The following is a 22,812-nucleotide window of genomic DNA, read 5'->3' on the forward strand; positions in this document are numbered from 1 at the left end:
GCAGGGCAAAATATTACTTCTCCGTCCCCCGCCTTGATGTTTTTCGCCCCGCGACTTACTATTCGCGTTCGCACAATGGATTTCCCCAACCGATGTAAGTGTGCGGACGTCGTTTTCGGGCGACGGTCGGTACCGGGGGCGTATTGAAGGACAAGGGCGTTATGGCGACCGTCGAGAAGATGCCGATGCTGGCGGAAGGCTATCAGAAGCTCAGCGAGGAGCTGAAGCGGCTGAAGGCCGAGCGGCCGTTGATCGTGGATGCGATCGAGGAAGCGCGCGCGCATGGCGATCTCTCCGAAAACGCCGAGTACCATGCCGCCAAGGAGCGCCAGGGCCAGGTCGAGGCGACCATCGCCGACATCGAGGACAAGCTGAGCCGCGCCCAGATCATCGATCCCAAGGAGCTTTCGGGCGACAAGGTCGTGTTCGGCGCGACCGTGACGCTGCTCGACGAGGACGACAAGCCGGTCACCTACCAGATCGTCGGCCAGACCGAGGCGGATGCCAGCAAGGGCCGGATCTCGTACAATTCGCCGATCGGCCGCGCGCTGATCGGCCGCAAGGTCGACGAAGAGGTCGAGGTGTCGGTGCCGGCAGGCGACCGCTATTACCTCGTCTCCAAGGTCGAATTCATCTGAGGCAGCCGATGCCGAAGGTCAGCGCCACGACGGTGATCGTCGCCGTCACGGTGGTGGTGAGCCTCCTCGCCAATTTCGCCCCGAACGTGGCGCAGATCCAGTATGCGGCGGGGTTCATCCCGGCGCGGGTTACCGGCGGCCTGATGCTGTCCGGGCTGGTGGTGCCGGTATGGGCAACGCCGCTCAGCTCGGCACTGATCCATGGCGGTCTCGCGCATCTCGGCATGAACATGCTGATGCTGGCCTTTACCGGACGGGAGACCGAACGGGCGATCGGCGCCAAGGGGATCGTCACGCTCTACCTGATCGGCGCCTATGCCGCCTGTGCGGCGCAGTGGCTTGCTGGGCCCATGTCGACCGCCCCGATGATCGGCGCGAGCGGGGCCAGCTCGGCGGTGGTCGGCGCCTATTCGCTGCTCTACGGCCGCCAGCGCGCCAAGGCGATCGGGCCGATCCCGGCGCAGGTTGTGCACATCGCCTGGCTGGCAGCCGCCTGGATCGGGGTTAATCTGCTGATGGGCTTCGCCTTCCTGCAGGGCGGCGTCGACGTGGCGATCTGGGCGCATATCGGCGGCTTCTTCCTCGGCCTGGCGCTCGCCCGGCCGATGCTGCTCTGGCGCTGGCGCCACGCCTGAGGGACCCGCCCGTGACCGGGCGGGATACCCCTTCTTTCATCCCCTTCGCTGCGCGATGTGCCGGTCGATCACATGGCCGAGCACCGTCATCGGTACATTGCCGCCGAGCAGCAGCGCGTCGTTGAAGGCGCGGAAATCGAACCGGTCGCCGAGCGCGGTCCTGGCCTGGGTGCGCAGGCGGTTGATTGCGGTGTGCCCCACCTTGTAGCCGCAGGCCTGACCCGGCCAGGAGCAATAGCGGTCGACCTCGCCCTGCACCTCGTCCTCGGACGAGCCGTTCGCCTCGACAAACCAGCGGATCGCCTGCTCGCGGGTCCACCGCTTGGCGTGCAGCCCGCTGTCGACCACCAGCCGGCAGGCGCGGAAGCCGAGCGACTGGAGATAGCCGAGCTTCGCCGCCGGGTTCTCGGCATAGACGCCGAGCTCGTCGCCCAGCTGCTCGGCATAGAGGGCCCAGCCTTCGGAATAGGCGTTGAACTGGAGGAGCGAGCGGATCAGCGGCATCTTGAAGGTATATTCGCCCTGCCAGGCATGGCCGGGGATCGCCTCGTGATAGGCGAGGTCGGGCAGGCTGAAGCGCGTCCAGATGCCGGTCGAGCGCAGATTGACCCACAGCCGTCCGGGGACCTTGCCGTCGATCGTACCCGGGCCGCCATAGGCCCCGGCGGCACCGGCTTCCTCGACTACGGGAATGCGCTTCACTTCGACATTGCCGGGAACCAGCGTGTGGAACGCCTGCGGCATCCGGCCGCGCATGTCGTCGATGCTTTTCTGGAGGATCTGGATGATCTCGGCCCGGCCCGCATCGTTCTCCGGGAAGGCGAAGCGCTTGTCGGTGGCGAGCCCGCGCATCCGCGCGCCGACGGAGCCTTGGGTATAGCCGAGCGACTTGAGGATCGTGCCCATCTCGGCCTGCAACTCGGCGAGCTGCGCCTTGCCCATCGCGTGGACCTCGTCCGGTGACATGGTCGTGGTGGTGCCGGCGCTCAGCGCCCAGGCATAGTACGCATCCCCGTCCTTGAACTTCCACACGCCGGCGTCCGACGTGGCGCGGGCGCGCTGCTTCTCCAGTTCGGCGATTTGGCGGTCGAGCGCCGGGGCGATCCGCTCCGCGGCGATTTTCGTCGCGCGCGCCTCGTAGGCTCCGGGCATGGCGGTGGTGCGCTTGGCGAGCGAGGTCACCACGTCCCATTTGGCGGGATCGCCGCTGCGGGCGAGGTGGATCTGCTTGAGGCACTTGTCCAGCAGGAAGTCGGGCGCGATCACACCGACGCTGGCCGCCTGCTGCAGCCGCACCGTCTCGCCGTCGAGCGCGCCGGCATAGGCCTGGAGCCGGTCCAGATAGGCATCGGCGTCATCGCGCGTCGCGATCTGGTGATCGCTGTCGAGCATCTTGGGAATGTCGATATAGGCGCCGACATTCTGGATCACGACATAGGGCGTGTTGCGCCAGCTGCCGACTGCCACGTCGCCATAGGGGAAGGCGATGCCCTTCAGCCCGTTGGCATAGGCGGTCTGGATCACGTCGAGATGGACACGCATCTCGGGGCTGACCGCATTGACGTCGATCCGGTCGATCTCGGCGAGCGTGGCCTTGAGGTGGGCGGCCATCTTGGCGACGCCCGCCGGCGTACGGTCGCCAAGCCGGTGCTTGAGCGCGGCGCGCGCGCCCTTGTCGATGCCGAGCCCGGTCGCGCCCTCGGGGTTGAGCACCAGCAGCGCCTCGGCGGTGCGCTCGATCAATGCCTGGGCCTGGGCTTCGGCGGCAGGTGCTGCGGCGAACGCAGGGCGGGCGGACGCGCCGCTGGCCAGCAGGGCGCTCGATCCGAGCAGCACGTCGCGACGGGTGGTACGCATGGTTTCGACCTCGATGATGTTCAGTCTTGGGGAAGGGCGGGCAAGGGCTCGACGCGCAGCGTCGCCCCGTTAGCGCCGACGATCCGCACGCGGACCCCGGCAGGAAGATCGGGTCCGCGCGCAGGCCATTCGCCATCGCCGACGCGTACGCGACCGCCAAGATCGCTCACCGGCTCGACGACGGTGACGACCTCACCGATCAGCCGCGCGACGCGATCGTTGAGCAGCGGATCGGCACTCGGCACGGGGAAGTCCCGATACCAGCGCCGTCCGATCAGCACCGCCGCGACCGACCAGGCGGCAAAACCGAGCAGCTGCCCACCGAGCGGCAGCTCGGGTAGGACCAGCGCCAATACCCCCGTGATCGCCGCCGCGACGGCGAGAAAGACGAGATAGACCCCCGGGATCGCCAGCTCGGCCACGCCCAGCGCAACCGCCGCGATCAGCCAGAGCAAGGGCGGGTGGTGCAGCCAGTCCACCGAGGGGATCAGTCCTGCTGGTCGAACGGGCCGGGACGGCGGGCGGGCTGCGTTGGGACGGCGGGCGCCTTGGGAGCGCCGCCGGACAGCGCTTCCTTGGCCAGTTCGCCGATGCCGCCCAGCGTGCCGATCAGCTGGGTCGCCTCGACCGGGAACAGGATCGTCTTGGCGTTGGGCGAGGTCGCGAACTTACCGACCGCCTCCACATATTTCTGCGCGATGAAATAGTTGAGCGACTGCGCGCTGCCGGATTCGATGGCGTCCGATACCAGCTGCGTCGCCTTGGCCTCGGCCTCCGCCGCACGCTCGCGCGCCTCGGCGTCGCGAAAGGCGGATTCGCGGCGGCCTTCGGCCTCCAGGATACGCGCCTGCTTCTGGCCCTCGGCGCGCAGGATCTCCGACTGGCGGGTGCCCTCGGCCTCGAGAATGTTGGCGCGCTTCTCGCGTTCGGCCTTCATCTGGCGGCCCATCGCGTTGACGATGTCGGCCGGCGGGCGGATGTCCTTGATCTCGACGCGGGTGATCTTGACGCCCCAGGGCGTCGTCGCATGGTCGACCACCGAGAGCAGCCGAGCGTTGATCTCGTCGCGCTTCGACAGGGTCTCGTCCAGGTCCATCGATCCCATCACGGTGCGCAGGTTGGTCGTGGTCAGCTGAAGCAGAGCGACATAGAGGTCGGAGACTTCATAGGCGGCCTTGGCCGCGTCGAGCACCTGGAAGAACACCACCCCGTCGGTGGAGATCATCGCATTGTCCTTGGTGATGATTTCCTGGCCGGGAATGTCGATCACCTGCTCCATCATGTTCACCTTGCGGCCCACCCGATAGAACAGCGCGGGGTAGAAGTTGAAGCCGGGAGCAGCGACGGTGGTGAAGCGGCCGAAATGCTCGATCGTGTATTGATAGCCCTGGGTGACGATCTTCACGCTGGCCAGCAGGTAGAACAGCACCAGCGCCGCCAGGCCGGCCAGAAACACGAAAAGCACGTCCATACGCCCCGACTCCCCTCGCAATGGGGCCTAGTGCTAGCATAGAGAACGGCCATGACCAGCATGGCTCTCGCTCCCCGTACCGCCCTGTTCCTCCCAGCCTCCAATGCGCGTGCGATCGCCAAGGCCCGCACGCTTGCCTGCGACATGGTGATCCTCGACCTCGAGGACGCGGTGAAACCCGAGGACAAGGATGCCGCGCGGCATGCGGCCGTGGCGGCGATGGCCGAGGGCTTTGGCGAGCGCATCGCGGCGATCCGGATCAATGGCGCGGACACGGCCGAGCATGCGGCCGATCTCGCGGCGATCGCCGGCTCCGCGGCCGCCATCCTGGTCGTCCCCAAGGTGGAGAATGCCGCCACGGCCGCGCGCATCGCGGCGGCGGCGGGCAAGCCCATCCTCGCGATGATCGAAACGCCCGCCGGCGTCCTTGCCGCCCCGGCGATCGCGGCGGTGCCCGGGGTCGCCGGACTGATCGCCGGTACCAATGACCTCAAGGCAACGCTCGAGATCCCGGCCGGGGCGGGGCGGGCCGGTCTGTCGCTGGCATTGCAGACGGTGGTGCTGGCGGCGCGAGCCGGCGGCGGCTGGGCACTCGACGGCGTGTTCAACGCGCTGGCCGATCCCGAAGGGCTTGCAGCGGAATGCGCGGAGGGGCGAGCGTTCGGCTTCGACGGCAAGACGCTGATCCACCCCGGCCAGATCGCCGTCGCGGCGCAGGCATTCGCACCCACGGCGGATGAAATCCTCGAAGCGCGCGCATTGCTCGAGGCCGCGCGCGGCGGTGCGGAGCGCTTTCGCGACCGGATGATCGAGGCGATGCACGTCGAGCAGGCCCGCGCCGTGCTGGAGCGTGCGGGATAGGGGAATAATTCTGGCGGGCGGAAGCCCTGCGGCGGCGCCCTTCTCCTAAGTAGAAGTACATGGAGAACATGCACGAACTCGACATGGCGCTGCTCCAGGCGATCGGGGCGATCGAGAATCTGCTGGCGTTGCCGTGCTGCAACCTCGCGGAGCTTTCCCGGGTTCGATATCAGACCGCCCGCGCCGTCGCCGCACGCCGCCAGGCGGTAGACCAGCTGGTGAACGCAGCATTGCAGCAGGGCGGGGCGCGAGGGGAGGTCGTCCAGTCGTTGCGCGGCAGCAGCTTCGAGATGCGCATGCTCTACACCGACCATATCAGCGCGTGGCCCACCGCCAAGGCGGTGGAGAACTGGTCGACCTATGTCGCGGCCTCGAAAAAGCTGGGAGAAACGATCCGCCGGCAGGTCCAGGTGGAGCGAGACCTGCTTTATCCGGGCATGCCGCCGGTGCACGCCTGAAGCTGCCCCCTAGCGCATCTGCACCCTTGCGGTTACATGGGCCGCCAACATTCGACTCAAGGATTTGGCGCACCCCATGGAAATCCCTCTCGGCCTCACGTTCGACGACGTCCTCCTCTATCCGGGCGAATCCGAAATCGTGCCGAGCATGGCGGATACGCGCACCTTCGTGACGAAGAACCTGGCACTCAACATCCCGATCCTCTCCTCGGCGATGGATACCGTCACCGAAGCCGACATGGCGATCGTGATGGCGCAGCTCGGCGGCATCGGCGTGCTCCACCGCAACATGGAAGTGGACGAGCAGTGCGAGGCGGTCCGCGCGGTCAAGCGGTTCGAAAGCGGCATGGTCGTCAACCCGATCACCATGACGCCCGGCGGCACGCTGGCCGAGGCGCAGGCGCTGATGGCCCGCCACCGGATCAGCGGCATCCCGATCGTCGAAGCGGACGGGAAGCTCGTCGGCATCCTCACCAACCGCGACGTCCGCTTCGCCGAGAACCCCAACCAGCTCGTTTCCGAACTGATGACCCACCAGAACCTCGCGACGGTGAAGGTCGGCGTGGCGCAGGAAGAGGCGCGCCGCCTCCTCCACCAGCGCCGCATCGAGAAGCTGCTGGTGGTGGACGACGCCTATCGCTGCGTCGGCCTGATCACGGTGAAGGACATCGAGAAGGCGGTCACCTATCCGCACGCCACCAAGGATGCCGGCGGGCGGCTGTGTGTCGCTGCCGCCACGACGGTGGGCGACAAAGGCTTTGCCCGCACCGAGGCACTGGTCGATGCCGAAGTCGACCTGATCGTGATCGACACCGCGCACGGCCACAACAAGGACGTCAGCCGCGCGGTCGAGCGGGTGAAGAAGCTCTCCAACCGGGTCCAGGTGATCGCCGGCAACATCGCGACGGCCGAAGCGGCACGCGCGCTGATCGATGCGGGCGCGGACGGCATCAAGGTGGGCATCGGGCCGGGCTCGATCTGCACCACCCGCGTCGTCGCCGGCGTCGGCGTGCCGCAGCTTACCGCGGTGATGGACGCCGCCAACGAAGCCGCCAAGTCGGGCGTGCCGGTGATCGCCGATGGCGGCATCCGTACCTCGGGCGACATCGCCAAGGCGCTGGCCGCCGGCGCGGGCGCGGCGATGATCGGCTCGCTGCTCGCGGGCACCGAGGAAGCGCCGGGCGAGACCTTCCTGTACCAGGGCCGTGCCTACAAGTCGTACCGCGGCATGGGCTCGGTCGGCGCGATGGCCAAGGGTTCGGCCGACCGCTATTTCCAGCAGGATATCAAGGACCAGCTCAAGCTCGTCCCCGAAGGCATCGAGGGCCAGGTCCCCTACAAGGGCCCGGCGCGCGACGTGATCCACCAGCTTGTCGGCGGCGTGAAGGCGTCGATGGGCTATGTCGGCGCGGCGACGCTGCCCGAGTTCCAGAAGAAGGCGCGCTTCGTGCGCATCACCAATGCGGGCCTTAAGGAAAGCCACGTCCACGACGTGACGATCACCCGCGAGGCGCCGAACTACCCGACGCGCTGAGCCAGGGTTTCCGCCGTCGCCTGCAGCATCGCGCGCGACGGCGGCTGGACGTCGGCGGTGGGATCGATCCGGCACACCCGATCGCGGCCGCCGCGCTTGGCGGCATAGAGTGCGCGGTCCGCGTCCCGATAGAGCTGCCCGAAATCGCACGCGCCGGTCGCCTCGGCGATGCCGACGCTGACCGTTACAGGCTGCGCGCCGATGGCTGCGCTGTGATCGCACGCCGCGATTTCCTGGCGTACATGATCCGCGAACGCGGTCAGCGCTGCGCCGCTGCGATGGGTGAGCACCATCGCGAATTCCTCGCCGCCAAGGCGTGCGACGGCGCAACGCGGCCCTTCCCAGCGCGCCAGTCGGGCGGCGATGGCGCACAGCACGACGTCGCCGGCATCATGCCCGTGCTCGTCGTTGATCGCCTTGAACCGATCGATGTCGATCAGCAGCAAGCCGATGGTCGCCTGATCCTCGCCGGCGGCGGTGATCAGCACCTGTGCGGCCTCGATCAACCCGCGCCGGTTGCGGATCGCGGTAAGGGGGTCGCGCTCGGCCAGTTCGCTTGCACGGGCCTCGGCGGCACGGGCGAGATCGCGTTCGGCGCGCAGGCGGGCAAGGCGGCGGCTCGCCGCAATCGACAGCCAGATCGTCTGCCAGGCCGACGCGAACAGCACCAGGATCTGCGACCCGCCGCCCCATAGCCGGCTGCCGATATCGACGACCTGGGTCAACGCCAGCGCCGCCATCGGCACCGACCAGGCCGCCAGCAGGTCCCGCGCCTCGATGCTGCCGCGCCGGATGGCCCAGCACAAGGAAAGCAGCACCAGCAGCAGATTGCCGAGGATGGTGACGGCGAGCACGGGCGCGATCTGCTCCAGCACGGTGCTGCGCGACAGCGTCGCCGGGATGCCGATCAGCGCCACCGCGAAACCGAACAGCAGCGCGAGCAAACGGAGCGGTTGCGGCACCATGCCGCGTTCTAGGGCGGTGGTCGTGCTGAGCGTCGCCAGCAGCACGGACAGCACGGACAGCGCGGTGCAGCTTTGCGCCGCGATCGTCCCGGCCATGCCGGGCGCCACCAGCAGACCGAATTGCGACCAGATCGCACCCCAGAAGAAGACGACGACTGCCCAGGCGCCCTGCCAGGCGAGATATTGGCGGCGGATGCCCAGGGCGAGCGAGAAATTGTAGAGCGCGCCCGCGACCAGCAGGGTCAGCGCGGCGCCGATCAGCGCCGAGAGCAGGCCATTCTCGATGTCCGCCTCACCGGCACTGACCAGCCGAAGCCGGAGGAGCTGGTAGCTGGTCAGCCGGTCGACCCGCAGCGTGATCGATGCGAGCGGCGCCGAGCGATCATTCGGCGTGAAAGCAATTTGTGCGCCGGGGCGCCAATGATCCTCGAAGGCGCCGCTGCGAACCTGCTGCCACTCCGTCGTGCCGTTGGCGTAGCGAAAGGCGACCGACAGGCGGTCGAAGCGCGTATGGTGCACGAGCAGCGTTACCGCGTCGCCGCCCGTCGGGTAGCGACGCGGATCGAGGCGCACCCACAGGCTGCCGTGATTATAGCCGGTGGCGCTCGGCGTGCAGGTGAAGCGGAGCTGCGGGAGAACGGCGTCGGGAGCCGAAAGCGCGGTGACCGCGTGGCACAGTCGCGAATCCCGTGGCACGGGAACCGCATTCGCCATCCACGGAGCCAGCAGGGCCGACAGCACCGCGATACCACGGAGCAGGGCCTTGATCGCCATACTGCGTACCACCCCAGCTCCCCCGAACCCCATCCGCTCCAAATGCATCCATAATGGTTTACGAACTATTACTGCAGAATGCTATCTTCTTGATTATGAGGGTTTCGAGGTTCCCGCTTTGCATTCGAGCCCGGCAGGGACTAGCGGTTCGCGCATGACTCCCTCTGCCCGCGTGCAAATGGCCATCGATGTGCTCGACCAGATTATCGCGGCGGCGCGCAATCGCGGGGCCGCTGCCGACGTGATCCTGGCACGCTGGTTCGCGGAGCGGCGCTTTGCGGGATCGAAGGATCGCCGCGCCATCCGCTCCCTTGTCTATGACGCGATCCGGCATTGCGGCGAAGTGCCGCAGTCGGGACGGGCGGCGCTGCTTGCGTTGGCGAAGGTGGATCCGGCCCTTGCCGCGCTGTTCGACGGCACCCGTTATGGCCCGGCGCCGATCGCGGAAGGCGAGCCCGTCGCGGCGCCCGGCGTCGCGCCGGCGTGGCTAGAGGCGGCATTCGAGGCATCCGGGCTGGATGCAGCGGAGCGCGCGGCGCTGCTGGATCGCGCACCGCTGGATCTTCGGGTGAACCGAGGGAAGGCGACGGTCACCGCAATCGCGGCGATGTTCGAAGGCGCCGCCACCCTGCCGTTCGCACCCGACGCCTTGCGCCTGCCCGAAGATACGCCGGTCGATCGTACGCCGGCCTATCTTGACGGGCTGTTCGAGGTGCAGGACGCGGGCAGCCAGCTGGTGAGCGCGCTGGCGGGCGCAGCGCCGGGCATGACCGTGATCGACCTTTGTGCGGGCGGCGGGGGCAAGACGCTGGCCCTGACGGCCGAGATGGACAATCGCGGGACCATCCTTGCCTGCGATGTCGACCGTCCCCGATTGTCCCGCCTGATGCCGCGTGCCGAACGTGCCGGTATTTCCATCGCCGAGACGCTGCTGCTCGATCCGGGCCGCGAGGCGGATCGGCTTGCCGACTGGCGCGACCGCGCGGATCTCGTGCTGGTCGACGCGCCCTGCTCGGGCACGGGCACCTGGCGCCGCAACCCTGAGGCGCGCTGGCGGCTGACCCCGTCGCAGCTCGATCGCTACGTCGATACCCAGGCGCATCTGCTGGACGTGGCGGCACGGCTGGTCCGGCCGGGCGGCACGCTGATCCACATCGTCTGCTCGCTGCTCGACGTCGAAGGGGCGGGGCAGGTGGAGCGCTTCCTTGCCGCGCAGCCGGGCTGGTCGGCCGAGCCGCTGGCGGCACCGGCGGGGCGGCCGCGGGGGCAGGGGCTGCGGCTGACACCCCGCCACGACACGACCGACGGCTTTTTTGTCGCGAAGCTGGTGCGGCAATGCTAGCCCGTGGCGATGGAGTTCTGGAGATGTTGATGCGGTTCACGACCCTGTCGGCAGCGGGTGCGCTGCTGGTACTGACGGTTTCGAGCAGCCTGAGCGCCCAGCGCCCGGACAGCCAGCTCGATCCGCGTTCGGTGGAACTGGTGCGTCAGGCGCGCAGCGCGCAGGCAGCGGGCAATCTTGGCGGCGCGAACGATCTGCTCGAAAGCGCGCTGGCGGTCGATCCGCGCAACCGCGAGGCATTCGTGCTGATCGCCGACATCGCCCGCGCGCAGAATCTGCCGGGCAAGGCGATCCGCTCCTATGGCGAGGCGCTGAAGCTCGATCCCAACGATCTCGCCGCGCTGCGCGGGCAAGGGGAGGCCATGGTCGCCAAGGGCGCGATGACCCGCGCTAAGGACAATCTCGCCAAGATCAGGACGATCTGCAAGGCGGGTTGCGCGGAGGCGACGACGCTCGCCGCCACCATCGCCAAGGGGCCGCCGCCGACGCCGGCAGCGACGCCGGTTGCCGCGGCCACGCCACCGGCGGGCGAGACGCCGGCCAAGCCCTGATCAGCTGGCGGGCGCGATCGCGGCTTCGAGCGCGCGCGCACGCGTTTCCTCGCCGGCAACGATAGCGCCTGCACGATCCATTGCGGCCTGCAGCGCGGGATATTCAGGCTGTCCGCTCTGTGCGCGCTCGATCCGCAACTGGTCCAGCTCGCCCAGCGTCACCGCGGCGCGCGACCGCAGGCCGTCGAGCACGCTCAGCGCCGTCTGCGCATCGAGCCAGGGGCTGGTCCCTGCCGCCAGGCCGCGGGCACGGGCGACCTTGGCATCGGCATCCTTCGCCGCCTTCTGGAAATCCCGGTCGGTCGCCTCGATCGTCGTCATCCGTGCGTCAATCTGCGCGTCGAGCCCGGCATCGGGCGTTGCCTGCGCCACCGGGCGCTCGGGCTCGGTAAAGTCGAGTGCTTCGTTCGCCCGCGGAAGCAGCGAAGGATAGCGCGTGCTGGTCTGGGCGCAGCCGGCAAGCAGCACGGCGCTCGCGACAAGGAGGGGGAGCGATCGCATGGCACCGCCATATGCGTGTGGAAAACTTGGCGCAACGGGCTTGCGCTCGTTCGAAACCGCCGATAAAGGCTCCCCTCCACCAGGCGCCCGTAGCTCAGCTGGATAGAGCATCAGACTACGAATCTGAGGGTCGGACGTTCGAATCGTTCCGGGCGCGCCACTCCCCCCGCCAGAGCCTAGCTCGGCGGGGGTTTGTGTTTTCGTGGCATCTCGGTGCCCGGTTCAGAGCCCCGTATCGAGGCTGTCGAGGATCCGCCCTCCGGCCATGAACACCGCGATCGGGCAGACCGCGAACAGCAGCTTGCCGCCGATGCCGGGGTAGAGGCTCATATAATGAAAGCCGCGCTCGACCGCGCCATTGGCGAGGCCGAAGATCACGAGATAGGCCTCGAACTTCGACTTGATCACGAAGAGGCGGCCGATCCGGTACAGCATGGCTGCCACGCAGCAAGTCGCGTGCCAGCCTCGCATTTCCGCCGTTCTTCCGTCGCGCCTTATGGTAAACTGTCAATTAACTCGACAATGCCGAGCGTCTCGAGCAGCGCATGGCGGGCGGTTTCGACGCGGGCGATCAGCGCTGGATCGGCGATGGCGGCCGGGTCGATCGCGTCTGGCCACTGCGCTTCGATCACTGCCGCGATGCGATCGAGCTTGGCATGATCGACCAGGAAGCGCGGATCGATCGTGGCCGGATCGGCGACGACGCGCAGCCGCAGGCAGGCCGGTCCGCCGCCATTCGCCATCGACTCGCGGACATCCACCACCTCGAGGCGGCGGATCGGGCCGTTACCGGCGACATGTGCCTGCAGCCAGTTCCATACCGCCGGGGTGTCGCGGGCTTCGCCCGGCAGGACGAGGCCGGTTTCGCCCCCCGGCAGCGACACCAATTGCGCGTTGAACAGATAGGAGGCGATCGCATCCGCAAGACTGACCTGCTCTGCGGGCACCTCGACAATCTCCACCTCGGGCATGATGGCGCGCAGGCGGTCGTAGAACCGCTCCTTGTCCGCAAAGGCGTGCTCGTGCGCGAAAAGGACGCGGCCATTGGCCACTGCCACGACATCGTTGTGGAAGGCGCCTGCGGCGATGGCCGCTTCCGATTGCTGCACGAACAGCGTGCGGGCGGGATCGAGCAGGTGGCGGCGTGCGATCGCGGCGCTCGCATCGGGATGCTGGCGGGCGGGGAAGGGGCCGCCCGCAATGCCGTAGACAAATATCTCGACCCCCGGCGCATCATGCGTCCCCGCCAACCGCATATGGTTGGCCGCGCCCTCGTCGCCGAAGGGCGCCGGCACGGGCCCATGCACCGCAAAGGCGGGGTCGGCAAAGGCGAGCCGCAGCTGCGCCAGGGTCTCAGGCCATTCATGGCTGCGGTGCGGCATGGTGACGAGATTGGCGACGCTTAGATGGCACCGCCCGTCGGCGGTATCCGGACCGGGCGAGACGGTCGCAGCATTCGCTGCCCACATCGGCGAGGCGGACAGCGCCTGCGCCTGGCTGTGCGGCGGAGCCTGCTCGTAGCGGAGGCTCAGCTGTGCGAGCCAGCGATGGTCCGGCCGGGCATGCGGCAACAGGATGCCCTGCGGCAGTCCCAGCGCGAGGTTCGCACGCATTTTCGCTAGTCCCTGCAACGCGGCAGCGCGCGGATGGGAGACCTGGCCGCGATTGCGCGTAGCGGCAAGATTGCCGGGGCTCAGCCCGGCATAATTATGGCTGGGGCCGACGATCCCGTCGAAGTTGATCTCGACCAACATCAGCGAGCAACCCACAGGAGTTCATTGCCGGTCTCAAGTCCTAGCGCAGCGGCGGATACCGGATCGATCGCGACGCCGCCTTCGCTCGGCGCGACCTGGGCAAGGGCTGCCTGGAAGTTCGCGAGCCGGCCGGTCGCGACCAATGCTGGCTCACCGCCCGCGAGCACCGCCGCTACCGTCGCGTGCTGGGCCTCGCGCACCGTCTTGACCTGATCAGTTCGGGCGGTCATCGTCGGGCCGCCATCAAAGATGTCGATATAGCTTTCGAAGGCAAATCCCTCATTTTCTAGCATCCGCATCGCTGCGCGACCGGACGGATGCGGCAGGCCGATCACCGATCGCGCGGTCTCGGACAGCATTGCGGTGTAGACCGGGTGCTTGGGCATCAGGTCGGCGATGAACTGGTTGCCATGGGTCGCGTTGAACTCGTCGGCCTGCTGGAAGTTCATGCCGAAGAAACGCCCGGCGACGCCGTCCCAGAAGGGCGAGCCGCCTGCCTCGTCGATCACCCCGCGCAGTTCGGCGAGGATGCGGTCGGCGAAACGCGCCCGGTGTTGGGCGATGAAGAGATAGCGGGCGCGGGCCAGCAACAGGCCCAGTCCACCGGCGCGCTCGCCCGGGTGCAGGAACAACCCCCCGACCTCGCTGCAACCCTCGAGATCGTTCACGAGGCTGAGGATTTCAGCGCGGAAGGTGCGCTTGAGTTCCTGACTGTGCTTGGTCACCGTGCCGATGCGGTAGCTGTAGAAGGGCCATTTCATGCCGACGCGGGTGAAGATCTGGCAGGTGCCGCGCACGTCGCCGGTCTCGACATTCTCAAGGATGAGCACGAACAGATCGTCGGTCTCGGCATCCTCCTCGGTGCGCGCGAACGCGGCATGGCTGCGGTCGAGCTTGGCGCGCAGAGCAGGCTTGTCCGGCGGCAAATTCGTGAAACCGCCACCGGTTAGCTTTGCCATCTCGTATAGGGGCTGAAGATCCTCGTCCCGTGCGGCGCGGATGCGGAAGCTGTTCATGGACGGCCCCGCTCGGCGAGGCGGAGAATGGTCAGAACCGAGAGCGCAGCGCGCTCGGGCAGGCTTTCGGGGATCAGAAATTCCTCCGTCGAATGAATGGCGCCGCCGCGAGCGCCCATGGTGTCCACCACGGGTACGCCGCAGGCGGCAATATTGTTACCGTCGCACACCCCGCCGGTCGCCTTCCAGGCGATCGGCAACCCAAGATCGGCGCCGGCTCCCCGCACCAGATCGAACAGGCGGGCGGCTCGCATATCAATGGGTTTGGGCGGGCGGTTAAAACTGCCATGCAGGTGGACATGGACGTCGTAGGCGGCGCTGACGGCCGCGGTCGCATCGTCCAAAGCCGTCTGCGCGCGCGCGATCGCGGCGGCGTCGCCCGGGCGGAAATTGACGCGCAGGATGGCGAGGTCGGGCACGACGTTGTTGGGGCCGCCGCCGTCGATCCGCGCCGGGTTCACTGACAGGCCCGGCGCTTTCGCGTCCGCCAATTGTACCGCCAGAGCGGCAGCCGCGACCAGCGCGTTGCGACCCTCCTCGGGATTGCGTCCGGCATGGGCGCTGCGACCGTGGACGACGAGCGAGAAATTGCCGGTGCCGCCGCGTGCGCCCGCCAGCGTCCCGTCCGGGAGCGCGGGTTCATAGGTAAGCGCCGCCGCCTTTCCTTGCGCCACGCGGGCGATCAGTGCGCGGGAGGAAAGCGAGCCGGTCTCCTCGTCGGCGTTGATCAGCACGGTATAGCCGAGTTGCGCGCCGAGCGGGACGGCTTCGATCGCCTCCAGCGCGGCGAGGAGCAGCGCGAGACCGCCCTTCATGTCCGCCGCGCCCGGGGCGTTGAGATGCCCGTTGTCCAGCCAGCGCGCTCGCTGGAACGGGTGATCGGCGGCGAACACCGTGTCCATATGGCCGGTAAAGAGCAGTTGAACGGGCGCGCCGGGGCGCACGGTGAGCAGGAGATGCTGCCCATGTGCGAGCGGCTCGACAAGTCCGGCGGGCGTGACCGTATCGACCGGCTCGGGCGCGATCAGCTCCAGCGTCCCCGGCAGCACGGAAAAGGCGTCTGCCAATACACCAGCCATCGTCGCCAGCCCGCCCAGATTGCGGCTGCCGCTGTTGATCGCCGTCCAGTCCAGGGTCCTCTCCAGCATCGGCGCGGCCTGGGCACGCTCGATCGCCGTCCGTTCGATCGCGGAAAGCTTGTCCATGCCCGGCGTGGTAGCCCGGAACCGGGGCGGTTGAACACCCCTGGCAACGCAGTCAGAAGTCGAGAACGAGCGCCGCCCTGCTGGTCGTATCGGTGCTGACGCGGCCGATCGGGGGCGCGCTTTCATATTGCACCGTGTAGCTGAGCTGCGCGGACAAGGGACCGATCAGCCGCGCCAGCAGCGCCGATTTGGTGGCGACGGTGCTGTTGTCCTTCTCGAGATAGGCGGAGGCGGTCTGGGTGACCGACATGCCGCGCGACAGCTTCCACGCGAAGTCGAGCGAACCGCGCGCCGCAATGTTGTTTTCCGACGGCGCGCCGATGAAGCGGGTGTAGCGATAGGCCGGGCCGAGTTCGACGTCGAGCTTCACCGCAGAATTCTTGATCGCGCTATAGCCGGCACCCGTGGAGATCGAGATACGATCGCCGAAGCCCGAGAAGCGGTCGCTTTCATATTGCGCCGCGCCGTACATATAGGCGCGGCTGTCGAACTTCCAGTTTGGCTCATAGGCGGCGAGGTAGCGCTCGCGGGTGGTGACGCCGAGGCTCTCCTGATAATCGGCCTGGACGCGCAGCTTGTGGCGCCATTCGATGCCTTCGCGCTTCACTTCCGCGGCGGCGGTCACCCCGATATTCTCGGAATTGCCGGTCGTCACATAGCCGCCGAGTTCGACATGGCCTTTCACCAGCTGCAGGAAATGCGCCTCGCGCAAGGCCTGCTGCGCGACTTCACGTCGCTTCGAGCGCCAGTCTCCGGCGATTTTGGCGACTAGCGGCGCGCTCGCGGGGTCGGCGGTTTTGGCATATTTTACGATCACGGCAACGTCGCCCTCATTGCCCGAGCTCATCGCCGCATCCAGCATCGCCTTGATCGTCGGCGGAATCGGCGGATCCTCGGTGTTCGCGAGCAGCAGCGGGAGGGCGAGGAGCAGGGCGCGCATGACGGCCTTTGTCCTAGCCGCAGATTCGGGGCGCAAAAAGGGCAGGTTATCGCATCTGCACAACGAATGGGCGCGGGGGGCGTCCGGTCGGACAGGTTGCCGCCATCGACGCGTGCGTCGAAACCGCGGGGGAAAGCGAGAATGGCATGACGAAGCGTGCGGTGATCTTCGGAGCGTCCGGCGGGATGGGCGCGGCGGTGGCGGAGCGGCTCGCGCAGGATCCCGCGATCGAGCGCCTCTATCTGGGGAGCCGGCAACCCGCCCCGCAGACCGATGCGCGTCTGGTGCCGTTCCCCTTCGACTTGACCGACGAGGCCAGCATCGCGGCGGCTGCGGCGCACGTGGAGGGACCGGTAGACCTCGTATTCGTCGCGACCGGGGTTCTGCATCAAGGACCGATGCTGGCTCCCGAAAAGACGTATCGGGCACTCGATGCGCAGGCGATGGCAGCACTGTTTGCGGTCAACACCATCGGTCCGGCGCTGATCGCCCGGCATTTCCTGCCGCTGCTGCCGCGCGATGGCCGTGGGGTGTTCGCTGCGCTCTCGGCCCGCGTGGGATCGATCGGGGACAACCGGCTGGGTGGCTGGCACAGTTATCGCGCATCCAAGGCGGCGCTCAACATGCTGCTGGCAAATTTCGCCATCGAGCTGCGGCGGACCCATCCGCAAGCGATCGTCGCGGGCCTGCATCCGGGCACCGTCGACAGCGCGCTGTCGGCCCCGTTCCAGCGCGGTGTCGCACCGGAAAAGCTTTTCACGCCAGCGCAAAGCGCCGCCTATCTCGTCGACGTTCTCGATCGGCTCCGCCCGGAAGACTCCGGCGGCATCTTCGCCTGGGACGGTGCCCGTATTCCTTATTGACCGAGGCGGCGCTCGACGAGCCCGCGCAGGGCGACATGCGCCTTCAGCCGCGCCGCGAGGAGCGCCATGCCGCTGATCTTGCGCTGGACGAACAGCGTGTCGGCAGGAGGCACGTGCCAGACCGCGCGATCCTCCACCATCTGCATGCCTTCGCCGCGCACCGCCTGGAGGAAGCTGCGGTCGCCAAAGTCGAAATCGTCGGCGCGGTCGGTCTGTTCAAGGATCAGGGCGATCATCCGGTCGATTACCGCGGGGTGGCGATCCAGCGCCGCCTGGCTGAAAAAGCCGAGGTCCAGCGCCGCAGTGCGGACAGCGGTACGGTCGCTGTTCAGCCCTGCTCGCAGAAGGTTGCGATATCCATCGGTAATTGCGTCAGAAACCGGCATCGCGGCACCAAAATCGAGCAGCACGAGTCGCCCGCTTTCCGGCTGGTAGCGGTAATTGGCGAAGTTGGGGTCGGTCTGGATGAAGGCGAAGGCGAACAGCTCCTGCAACACCAGGTCGATCAGCGCCGTCGTGACCCGGTTGCGCTCCGCCTGGTCCGCTGCTTCCAGCGTTTCGATCCGCTTGGCGGCGATATAGTCCATCGCCAGCACGTTCGCGGTCGAAAGTTCAGGCACCGGACGCGGCACCAGATAGCGATCATCGCCGGCCAGGTGATCGGCGTAGCGCGTCATCATCGCCGCCTCGCGGACATAGTCCGCCTCGTCGTGCAGCTGGCGCTTGGCCTCGCCGAGCAGCGGCGCGATGTCGAGGCCCTTGGGCAGCAGGCCGGACAGGCGCAGCAACGTCGCCACATTGTCGACATCGGCATCGATGCTCTCGCGCACGCCGGGATACTGGACCTTGATCGCCAGCATCCGTCCGTCGGGAAGCCGCGCGCGATGGACCTGTCCGATCGAAGCGGCCGCCATCGGATGTGCCTCGAACAGCGCGAAGCGACGCCGCCAGTCGGCACCCCATTCCCTGGCGAGCACCTGCTGAAGCTGGGCGGGGGGCATGTGGTGGGCGCGGTCCCGCAGGCGGGCGAGGATCTGGGTAAGCTCGTCCGGCAGCACGTCGCCGGCGTCGAGCGAGATCATCTGGCCGAGCTTCATCGCCGCGCCGCGCAACTGTGCGAGCTGCTCGGTCGCGCGGGCGACATTGCCCGGCGTGAGGACGAGATCGCGAAGCTGCGGCCGCTCGCCGGCGACGAGGCGCTTGGCGCCCTCGGCGAGCACATTGCCCGCGACGCCGCCTGCCAGCCGCCCCATTACACCGAAGCGCGCCAGTCGCCCCTTGGGAACCGCCCGCGAGCGGCCGTCATATGCCTGATCATCCGCCATGCCGTTCCCTTTCGCGCATCCAGCGCTGGACTGTGGGTCGAACGCGCAGGAACGCGCGATAGAGCCGTTCGAGGACCCAAGTCATCCCCGGAAGAAGCGCGAGGAGACCCAGTGGCCGCAGCAGCGGGATCGCCCGCCACATCGCTGCGAACGCCGCCGCCCCGCTGTAGAAATGCCCGTGTGCATCACTGACATGAAAGCGCGCAAGCAACGCGCCCCGGTCCAGCGGGCAGGCGGTGGTGCCGTCGCTGACATCGACGAAGCGGAGTCTTGCCTTTCGGTCGAGGCGTCGCATCAGCGCGATCTCGCGCGTGCACAGCGGACATCCGCCGTCATACCAGACGGTCAGCGGCTCAGCCATTCCAGCGGCTCCCCGCCGGGACCAGCGCATCGAGGAAGCGCGCGGAATCGGCGCGGATCTCGGCCTTGCGCTCGTCGGTCATCCGGTCGAGGTTGCGGACGATCGGCCCCATGCGCGGATTGCGGGCGAAACGATCGCGATGGCGGGACACGAAGTCCCAGTAGAGATAGTTGAACGGGCAGGCGTCCGGGCCCGCTTTCAGCTTCACCTTGTAGCGGCAGCCGGCGCAATAGTCGGACATGCGATCGATATAGGCGCCGCTCGCTGCATAGGGCTTGGATCCCATGATCCCGCCATCGGCGAACAGCGCCATGCCGATGGTGTTGGGCATCTCCACCCATTCATAGGCATCGGCATAGACCGCCATGTACCAGACATGGACGAGATAGGGGTCGATGCCCGCCAGCAGCGCAAAATTGCCGGTTACCATCAGCCGCTGGATATGATGGGCATAGGCATGGGCACGGGTCTGCTCGACGGCGTCCCGCATGCACGCCATGTCCGTCTTCGCGGTCCAGTAGAATTCCGGGAGCGGGCGGTGCGCCTCCAGCGCATTGGCCTCGGCGTAGCGGGGCATGTGCAGCCAGTAGATGCCGCGGACATATTCGCGCCAGCCGAGGATCTGGCGGATGAAACCCTCGGCGGAGTTGATCGGCACCCGTCCGGCGCGCCATTCGGCTTCGACGCGGCGGCACAGGTCCAGTGGATCGAGCAGGCCAATGTTCAGATACAGTGCGAGGTGCGCGTGGAACAGGATGGGCTCGCCGCGGCGCATCGCATCCTGATAGTCCCCGAAGCGGGGCAGGGCGTGGGCGAGGAAATGGTCGCGCGCCATTTCGGCATCCGCCTGTGTCACCGCCAGGGAGAATGGGTGCAAGTCGCCGAAATTGTCCGGAAAGCGTCGTTCGACCATCTCCAGCACCGCCTGGGTGATCGCGTCCGGTTCGAAGGCGGGGAGCGCCGGTCCGCTGGTTCCCGGCGGCGGAGTGCCGCGATTGTCGTGGTCGTAATTCCACTCGCCGCCTGCGGGCGCGTCGCCGTCCATCAGCAGCCCGGTACGCCGCCGCATGTCGCGGTAGAAATATTCCATCCGCAGCTGCCGACGGCCCTGCGCCCAGGCGCGGAACCCTGCGGGATCGATCAGGAAACGGGTATCGGGCACCAGCGTGAGCCCGGGTACCGCCGCCAGCGCCCCGCGCAGGCGCCACTCGCCGGGTTCGGTACAGAGGATCTCGTCAATATCCAGGTCGGCGCGCGCCCGCGCGATCTCGCCGACAAGGCTGCCGGCATTGTCCGGATCGTCGAGCGATGTGTAGCGGACCTGCCAACCATCGGCGCGCAGTGCTTCGCCGAAATGCCGCATCGCCGAAAAGACGAAGGCGAGCTTCTTCTTGTGATGCGGCACGTAGCGCGCCTCTTCGGCGACCTCCGCCATCAGCACCACGTCCGCCTCGCGGTCCGCGTCGGCAAGCGCGGCGATGCCAGCACTAAGCTGGTCGCCGAGAAGAAGGAGGAGGCGGGCCATGCCGGGCATGTGGGGCAGGGGCCGGCCGCGGGCGCGATGTCTTTTCGGACAGGTTGAGAGGGGGCGGTCCGCAGGCGATCGGTCGAGCATGGAAAAATCGGCTTCGCTACCGCCTGCGGCACGCCTCCTGGGCTATGCCGGATTGCTGCCGCCGATCGGCTGCGTCGCCGGCATTGCCGCGTTTCCCGATCAGCGGGCGCTCCTGCTCGAGGCCGGGTTCGGCTATGCCGCCCTGATCTACAGCTTCCTCGGCGGTCTCTGGTGGGGACAGGGCGTGGCGCGGGGCCGCGCGACCGCCGGGCTGTTCGCCGTGGCAGTGGTTCCTTCGTTGTTGGCCTGGGGGCTGATGCTGTTGCAGCGCCATGGCCTGAGCATCGCCACAACGCTCCTTGCGCTCGGCACGGCGATCCTTGTGTCCCCGCTGGTCGACCTGCGCCTCGCGCGAACCGGGAGCGGCACGCGCGGCTGGATGGCCCTGCGTCTGCAACTTTCGACCGGGCTGGGCCTGCTGACCCTCGCGCTCGCGCTGCGCTAGGCCGCGGCGGCCGCGCTTCCGATCAGCGTTCCGAGGCGGTGGCCGGAGAGCCACGCGAGCTCGACGCGCGGACCCTGCAGCCAATCGCCGCAGGCGCCAAGGCGCAGCGTACCGTTCCACAGCGCGCCCTTGTCGACGCCCGGCGTCATCGCGAACCGCCACCGATGCGCGGCGAGATAGCGCAGCGCGGGAACCGGACCTTCTGCATGGGCGAGCAGGGCATCCAGCAATGCCTGCGCGACGGCATCCGGCGCATCCTCCAGATGCTCGGTCGACCAGGAGCCATGCCCCTGGACCACCCAGGTTTCGCCGTCCTGGCGGCCGGGCTTCGCACCGTCGCGTGCCGCCCAGCCGATGATGCCGTGCTGGCGGATGCTGTCGGCGGCGATCGGCACGCGATCGGCAAAGGCGATCATCGCCGTCCAGCAGGGCTGGGACCGTGCCGCCATCGCGTCCGCAGCCATCATCAGGTCGTGCGTGCCGAGGATCGCCGCCGCCTGCTCGGCGGGCAGCGCGATGATCGCCGCATCGAACGGTCCGTGCTGCTGGTCCTGCAGCCGCACGTGCCAGCCCTGCGCGTTGCGGGTCAGGCCCACGACATGGTGACCGAAATGCACGCGGTGCGCCGATGCCATGTGGCGCACCGGCGCATTCATCGCCGGCGTGCCGACCCAGGCGTCGGGTCCTGCCTCGTGCCAGGGACTGGCGACGCCCTGCGCCTGCCAGTCCTGCACCTGCCGGCGGAAGCGATCGTCGCGGACGGTGAAATACTGGGCGCCGTGGTCGAACTGAAGGCGCACCCCGTCCAGCTCCACCCGCCGCGTCGACATCCGGCCCCCGGGACCGCGCCCCTTGTCGAACAGGGTCACGTCATGCCCGGCCGCACGCAACTGGTCGGCGCAGGCAAGGCCTGCAATGCCAGCGCCCAGGATCACCACGTCCATGCCCATCAACTCGCTCAATAGCCCATGAGGGACATGAGTTCGGCGCGGCTGCTGCGATCCTCGAGGAAGCAGCCCAGCATGCGGCTGGTGACCATGCCCACGCCGTGCGTCTTCACGCCGCGGCCGGTCATGCAGCCATGCTGCGCCTCGATCACCACGGCGACGCCGGCGGGCTGGAGATGGGTCCAGATCGCCTGCGCGATCTCCGCGGTGAGGCGCTCCTGGATCTGCAGACGGCGGGCATAGCCGTGCAGCACGCGGGCGAGCTTCGAGATGCCCACGACGCGGTCTTTCGGGAGATAGGCGATCGACGCCTTGCCGGTTATCGGGGCGAGATGATGCTCGCAGTGCGACTGGAACGGGATGTCCTTGAGCAGCACGATCTCGTCATAGCCGGCGACCTCCTCGAAGGTGCGGGCGAGGTGCATGCCGGGATCTTCCTCATAGCCCGCGCAATATTCGCGCCAGGCCTTGGCATGGCGCAGCGGCGTGTCGCGCAGCCCCTCGCGCTCGGGATCCTCGCCGACCCAGCGCAGCAGGGTGCGGACGGCTTCCTGGACCTCGTCCGGGACCATTTCCGCGCCTGTTTCGTTATCGGCCCGTTCTATATCGTTGCAGAAGAAGTTCATCGGGCCTACCTTTCGTTTCACCGGCAGCGTTTGCTTGGCACGCCGGCATCGAGTGTCCTCCACATGAGGAACCCGGCCGAAACCGGGAACATGGACAAAAGGGTATCCGCTTGCGCGACCCCATAAGG

General features: G+C 67.8%; 24 protein-coding genes and 1 tRNA gene. 10 read left to right on the forward strand and 15 right to left on the reverse strand.

Features of this window, described 5'->3' with window-relative positions:
- Positions 1-161 precede the first annotated feature (161 nt).
- A complete protein-coding gene (greA, locus tag OIM94_RS02910; protein WP_121079359.1) occupies positions 162-638 on the forward strand; it encodes a transcription elongation factor GreA in 477 nt (158 codons plus the stop codon).
- Between the two features lie 8 nt (positions 639-646).
- Positions 647-1,273 carry a rhomboid family intramembrane serine protease gene (locus tag OIM94_RS02915; protein ID WP_264608631.1) on the forward strand — a complete coding sequence of 209 codons (627 nt, stop codon included), beginning with the start codon at positions 647-649 and terminating at the stop codon, positions 1,271-1,273.
- Between the two features lie 36 nt (positions 1,274-1,309).
- Here OIM94_RS02915 and OIM94_RS02920 read toward each other — a convergent pair whose 3' ends face one another.
- From OIM94_RS02920 to OIM94_RS02930, 3 genes are read right to left on the reverse strand one after another with little or no spacing between them, the layout of a single operon-like run.
- Positions 1,310-3,130, reverse strand: a complete 1,821-nt coding sequence (locus OIM94_RS02920; RefSeq protein ID WP_264608632.1) for a DUF885 domain-containing protein — start codon at positions 3,128-3,130, stop codon at positions 1,310-1,312.
- Between the two features lie 20 nt (positions 3,131-3,150).
- Entirely contained in the window at positions 3,151-3,609 is a 459-nt protein-coding gene (locus OIM94_RS02925; RefSeq protein ID WP_264608633.1) for an NfeD family protein, read from the reverse strand.
- Positions 3,610-3,617: 8 nt separating this feature from the next.
- Positions 3,618-4,601, reverse strand: a complete 984-nt coding sequence (locus OIM94_RS02930; protein WP_264608634.1) for an SPFH domain-containing protein — start codon at positions 4,599-4,601, stop codon at positions 3,618-3,620.
- 51 nt (positions 4,602-4,652) lie between these two features.
- Here OIM94_RS02930 and OIM94_RS02935 point away from each other — a divergent pair, with 51 nt between their 5' ends.
- The 3 genes from OIM94_RS02935 to guaB all read left to right on the forward strand — a co-directional run bounded on the left by OIM94_RS02935 (position 4,653) and on the right by guaB (position 7,454).
- The gene (locus OIM94_RS02935; RefSeq protein WP_264608635.1) at positions 4,653-5,462 is read left to right on the forward strand and encodes an HpcH/HpaI aldolase/citrate lyase family protein; all 810 of its coding nucleotides are present in this window, start codon (positions 4,653-4,655) and stop codon (positions 5,460-5,462) included.
- A gap of 59 nt (positions 5,463-5,521) precedes the next feature.
- Positions 5,522-5,920 (forward strand): hypothetical protein, encoded by a 399-nt coding sequence (locus tag OIM94_RS02940; RefSeq protein ID WP_264608636.1) that lies wholly within the window; start codon positions 5,522-5,524, stop codon positions 5,918-5,920.
- A 76-nt stretch (positions 5,921-5,996) separates the two neighbouring features.
- Entirely contained in the window at positions 5,997-7,454 is a 1,458-nt protein-coding gene (gene guaB / locus OIM94_RS02945) for an IMP dehydrogenase (protein WP_264608637.1), read from the forward strand.
- Here the strand turns inward: guaB and OIM94_RS02950 are convergent.
- Positions 7,439-9,205: a sensor domain-containing diguanylate cyclase gene (locus tag OIM94_RS02950; protein WP_264608638.1), complete on the reverse strand. Its 1,767-nt coding sequence runs from the start codon at positions 9,203-9,205 to the stop codon at positions 7,439-7,441. The genes guaB and OIM94_RS02950 overlap by 16 nt on opposite strands.
- A 142-nt stretch (positions 9,206-9,347) precedes the next feature.
- Between OIM94_RS02950 and OIM94_RS02955 the strand changes: the two genes are divergently transcribed.
- Together OIM94_RS02955 and OIM94_RS02960 are read left to right on the forward strand one after the other, a co-directional pair.
- Positions 9,348-10,535, forward strand: a complete 1,188-nt coding sequence (locus OIM94_RS02955) for an RsmB/NOP family class I SAM-dependent RNA methyltransferase (RefSeq protein WP_264608639.1) — start codon at positions 9,348-9,350, stop codon at positions 10,533-10,535.
- Positions 10,536-10,564: 29 nt separating this feature from the next.
- Entirely contained in the window at positions 10,565-11,086 is a 522-nt protein-coding gene (locus OIM94_RS02960) for a tetratricopeptide repeat protein (RefSeq protein ID WP_264608640.1), read from the forward strand.
- Here OIM94_RS02960 and OIM94_RS02965 read toward each other — a convergent pair whose 3' ends face one another.
- Positions 11,087-11,587, reverse strand: coding sequence for a hypothetical protein (locus tag OIM94_RS02965; RefSeq protein ID WP_264608641.1), 501 nt, complete (start codon positions 11,585-11,587; stop codon positions 11,087-11,089). It lies immediately after the preceding gene.
- Between the two features lie 83 nt (positions 11,588-11,670).
- On the opposite strand from OIM94_RS02965, the gene OIM94_RS02970 reads away from it, so the two are divergent.
- A tRNA-Arg gene (locus tag OIM94_RS02970) sits at positions 11,671-11,747 on the forward strand.
- 62 nt (positions 11,748-11,809) lie between these two features.
- Here the strand turns inward: OIM94_RS02970 and OIM94_RS02975 are convergent.
- From OIM94_RS02975 to OIM94_RS02995, 5 genes are read right to left on the reverse strand one after another with little or no spacing between them, the layout of a single operon-like run.
- The gene (locus OIM94_RS02975) at positions 11,810-12,022 is read right to left on the reverse strand and encodes a hypothetical protein (RefSeq protein ID WP_264609811.1); all 213 of its coding nucleotides are present in this window, start codon (positions 12,020-12,022) and stop codon (positions 11,810-11,812) included.
- 59 nt (positions 12,023-12,081) lie between these two features.
- Positions 12,082-13,341 carry an N-succinylarginine dihydrolase gene (locus OIM94_RS02980; RefSeq protein WP_264608642.1) on the reverse strand — a complete coding sequence of 420 codons (1,260 nt, stop codon included), beginning with the start codon at positions 13,339-13,341 and terminating at the stop codon, positions 12,082-12,084.
- Complete coding sequence (locus tag OIM94_RS02985) at positions 13,341-14,357, reverse strand: arginine N-succinyltransferase (protein WP_264608643.1); 1,017 nt, start codon at positions 14,355-14,357, stop codon at positions 13,341-13,343. The genes OIM94_RS02980 and OIM94_RS02985 overlap by 1 nt, the downstream gene beginning before the upstream one ends.
- Positions 14,354-15,562 carry a hydrolase gene (locus OIM94_RS02990; protein ID WP_264608644.1) on the reverse strand — a complete coding sequence of 403 codons (1,209 nt, stop codon included), beginning with the start codon at positions 15,560-15,562 and terminating at the stop codon, positions 14,354-14,356. The genes OIM94_RS02985 and OIM94_RS02990 overlap by 4 nt, the downstream gene beginning before the upstream one ends.
- Positions 15,563-15,614: 52 nt before the next feature.
- Positions 15,615-16,502 (reverse strand): YdiY family protein, encoded by an 888-nt coding sequence (locus OIM94_RS02995; RefSeq protein ID WP_264608645.1) that lies wholly within the window; start codon positions 16,500-16,502, stop codon positions 15,615-15,617.
- A gap of 146 nt (positions 16,503-16,648) precedes the next feature.
- Between OIM94_RS02995 and OIM94_RS03000 the strand changes: the two genes are divergently transcribed.
- On the forward strand, positions 16,649-17,365 hold the full coding sequence (locus OIM94_RS03000) for an SDR family NAD(P)-dependent oxidoreductase (protein WP_264608646.1): 717 nt from the start codon (positions 16,649-16,651) through the stop codon (positions 17,363-17,365).
- Here the strand turns inward: OIM94_RS03000 and OIM94_RS03005 are convergent.
- Genes OIM94_RS03005 through OIM94_RS03015 form a run of 3 tightly spaced genes read right to left on the reverse strand, consistent with a single transcriptional unit; the run spans position 17,359 to position 20,585 of the window.
- Positions 17,359-18,690, reverse strand: coding sequence for an ABC1 kinase family protein (locus OIM94_RS03005; RefSeq protein WP_264608647.1), 1,332 nt, complete (start codon positions 18,688-18,690; stop codon positions 17,359-17,361). The two genes, OIM94_RS03000 and OIM94_RS03005, sit on opposite strands and share 7 nt — an antisense overlap.
- Positions 18,680-19,051: a thiol-disulfide oxidoreductase DCC family protein gene (locus OIM94_RS03010; RefSeq protein WP_264608648.1), complete on the reverse strand. Its 372-nt coding sequence runs from the start codon at positions 19,049-19,051 to the stop codon at positions 18,680-18,682. Before OIM94_RS03010 ends, OIM94_RS03005 begins: the two co-directional genes overlap by 11 nt.
- Complete coding sequence (locus tag OIM94_RS03015) at positions 19,044-20,585, reverse strand: cryptochrome/photolyase family protein (protein WP_319801140.1); 1,542 nt, start codon at positions 20,583-20,585, stop codon at positions 19,044-19,046. The genes OIM94_RS03010 and OIM94_RS03015 overlap by 8 nt, the downstream gene beginning before the upstream one ends.
- Positions 20,586-20,664: 79 nt before the next feature.
- On the opposite strand from OIM94_RS03015, the gene OIM94_RS03020 reads away from it, so the two are divergent.
- Positions 20,665-21,111 (forward strand): DUF3429 domain-containing protein, encoded by a 447-nt coding sequence (locus tag OIM94_RS03020; RefSeq protein WP_264608650.1) that lies wholly within the window; start codon positions 20,665-20,667, stop codon positions 21,109-21,111.
- On the opposite strand, the gene OIM94_RS03025 is transcribed toward OIM94_RS03020, so the two are convergent.
- The gene (locus tag OIM94_RS03025) at positions 21,108-22,055 is read right to left on the reverse strand and encodes an NAD(P)/FAD-dependent oxidoreductase (protein ID WP_264609812.1); all 948 of its coding nucleotides are present in this window, start codon (positions 22,053-22,055) and stop codon (positions 21,108-21,110) included. The two genes, OIM94_RS03020 and OIM94_RS03025, sit on opposite strands and share 4 nt — an antisense overlap.
- A gap of 14 nt (positions 22,056-22,069) precedes the next feature.
- A complete protein-coding gene (gene folE / locus OIM94_RS03030) occupies positions 22,070-22,684 on the reverse strand; it encodes a GTP cyclohydrolase I FolE (RefSeq protein WP_264609813.1) in 615 nt (204 codons plus the stop codon).
- Positions 22,685-22,812: the final 128 nt, after the last annotated feature.

The organism is Sphingomonas sp. R1 (assembly GCF_025960285.1).
Classification (GTDB): domain Bacteria; phylum Pseudomonadota; class Alphaproteobacteria; order Sphingomonadales; family Sphingomonadaceae; genus Sphingomonas.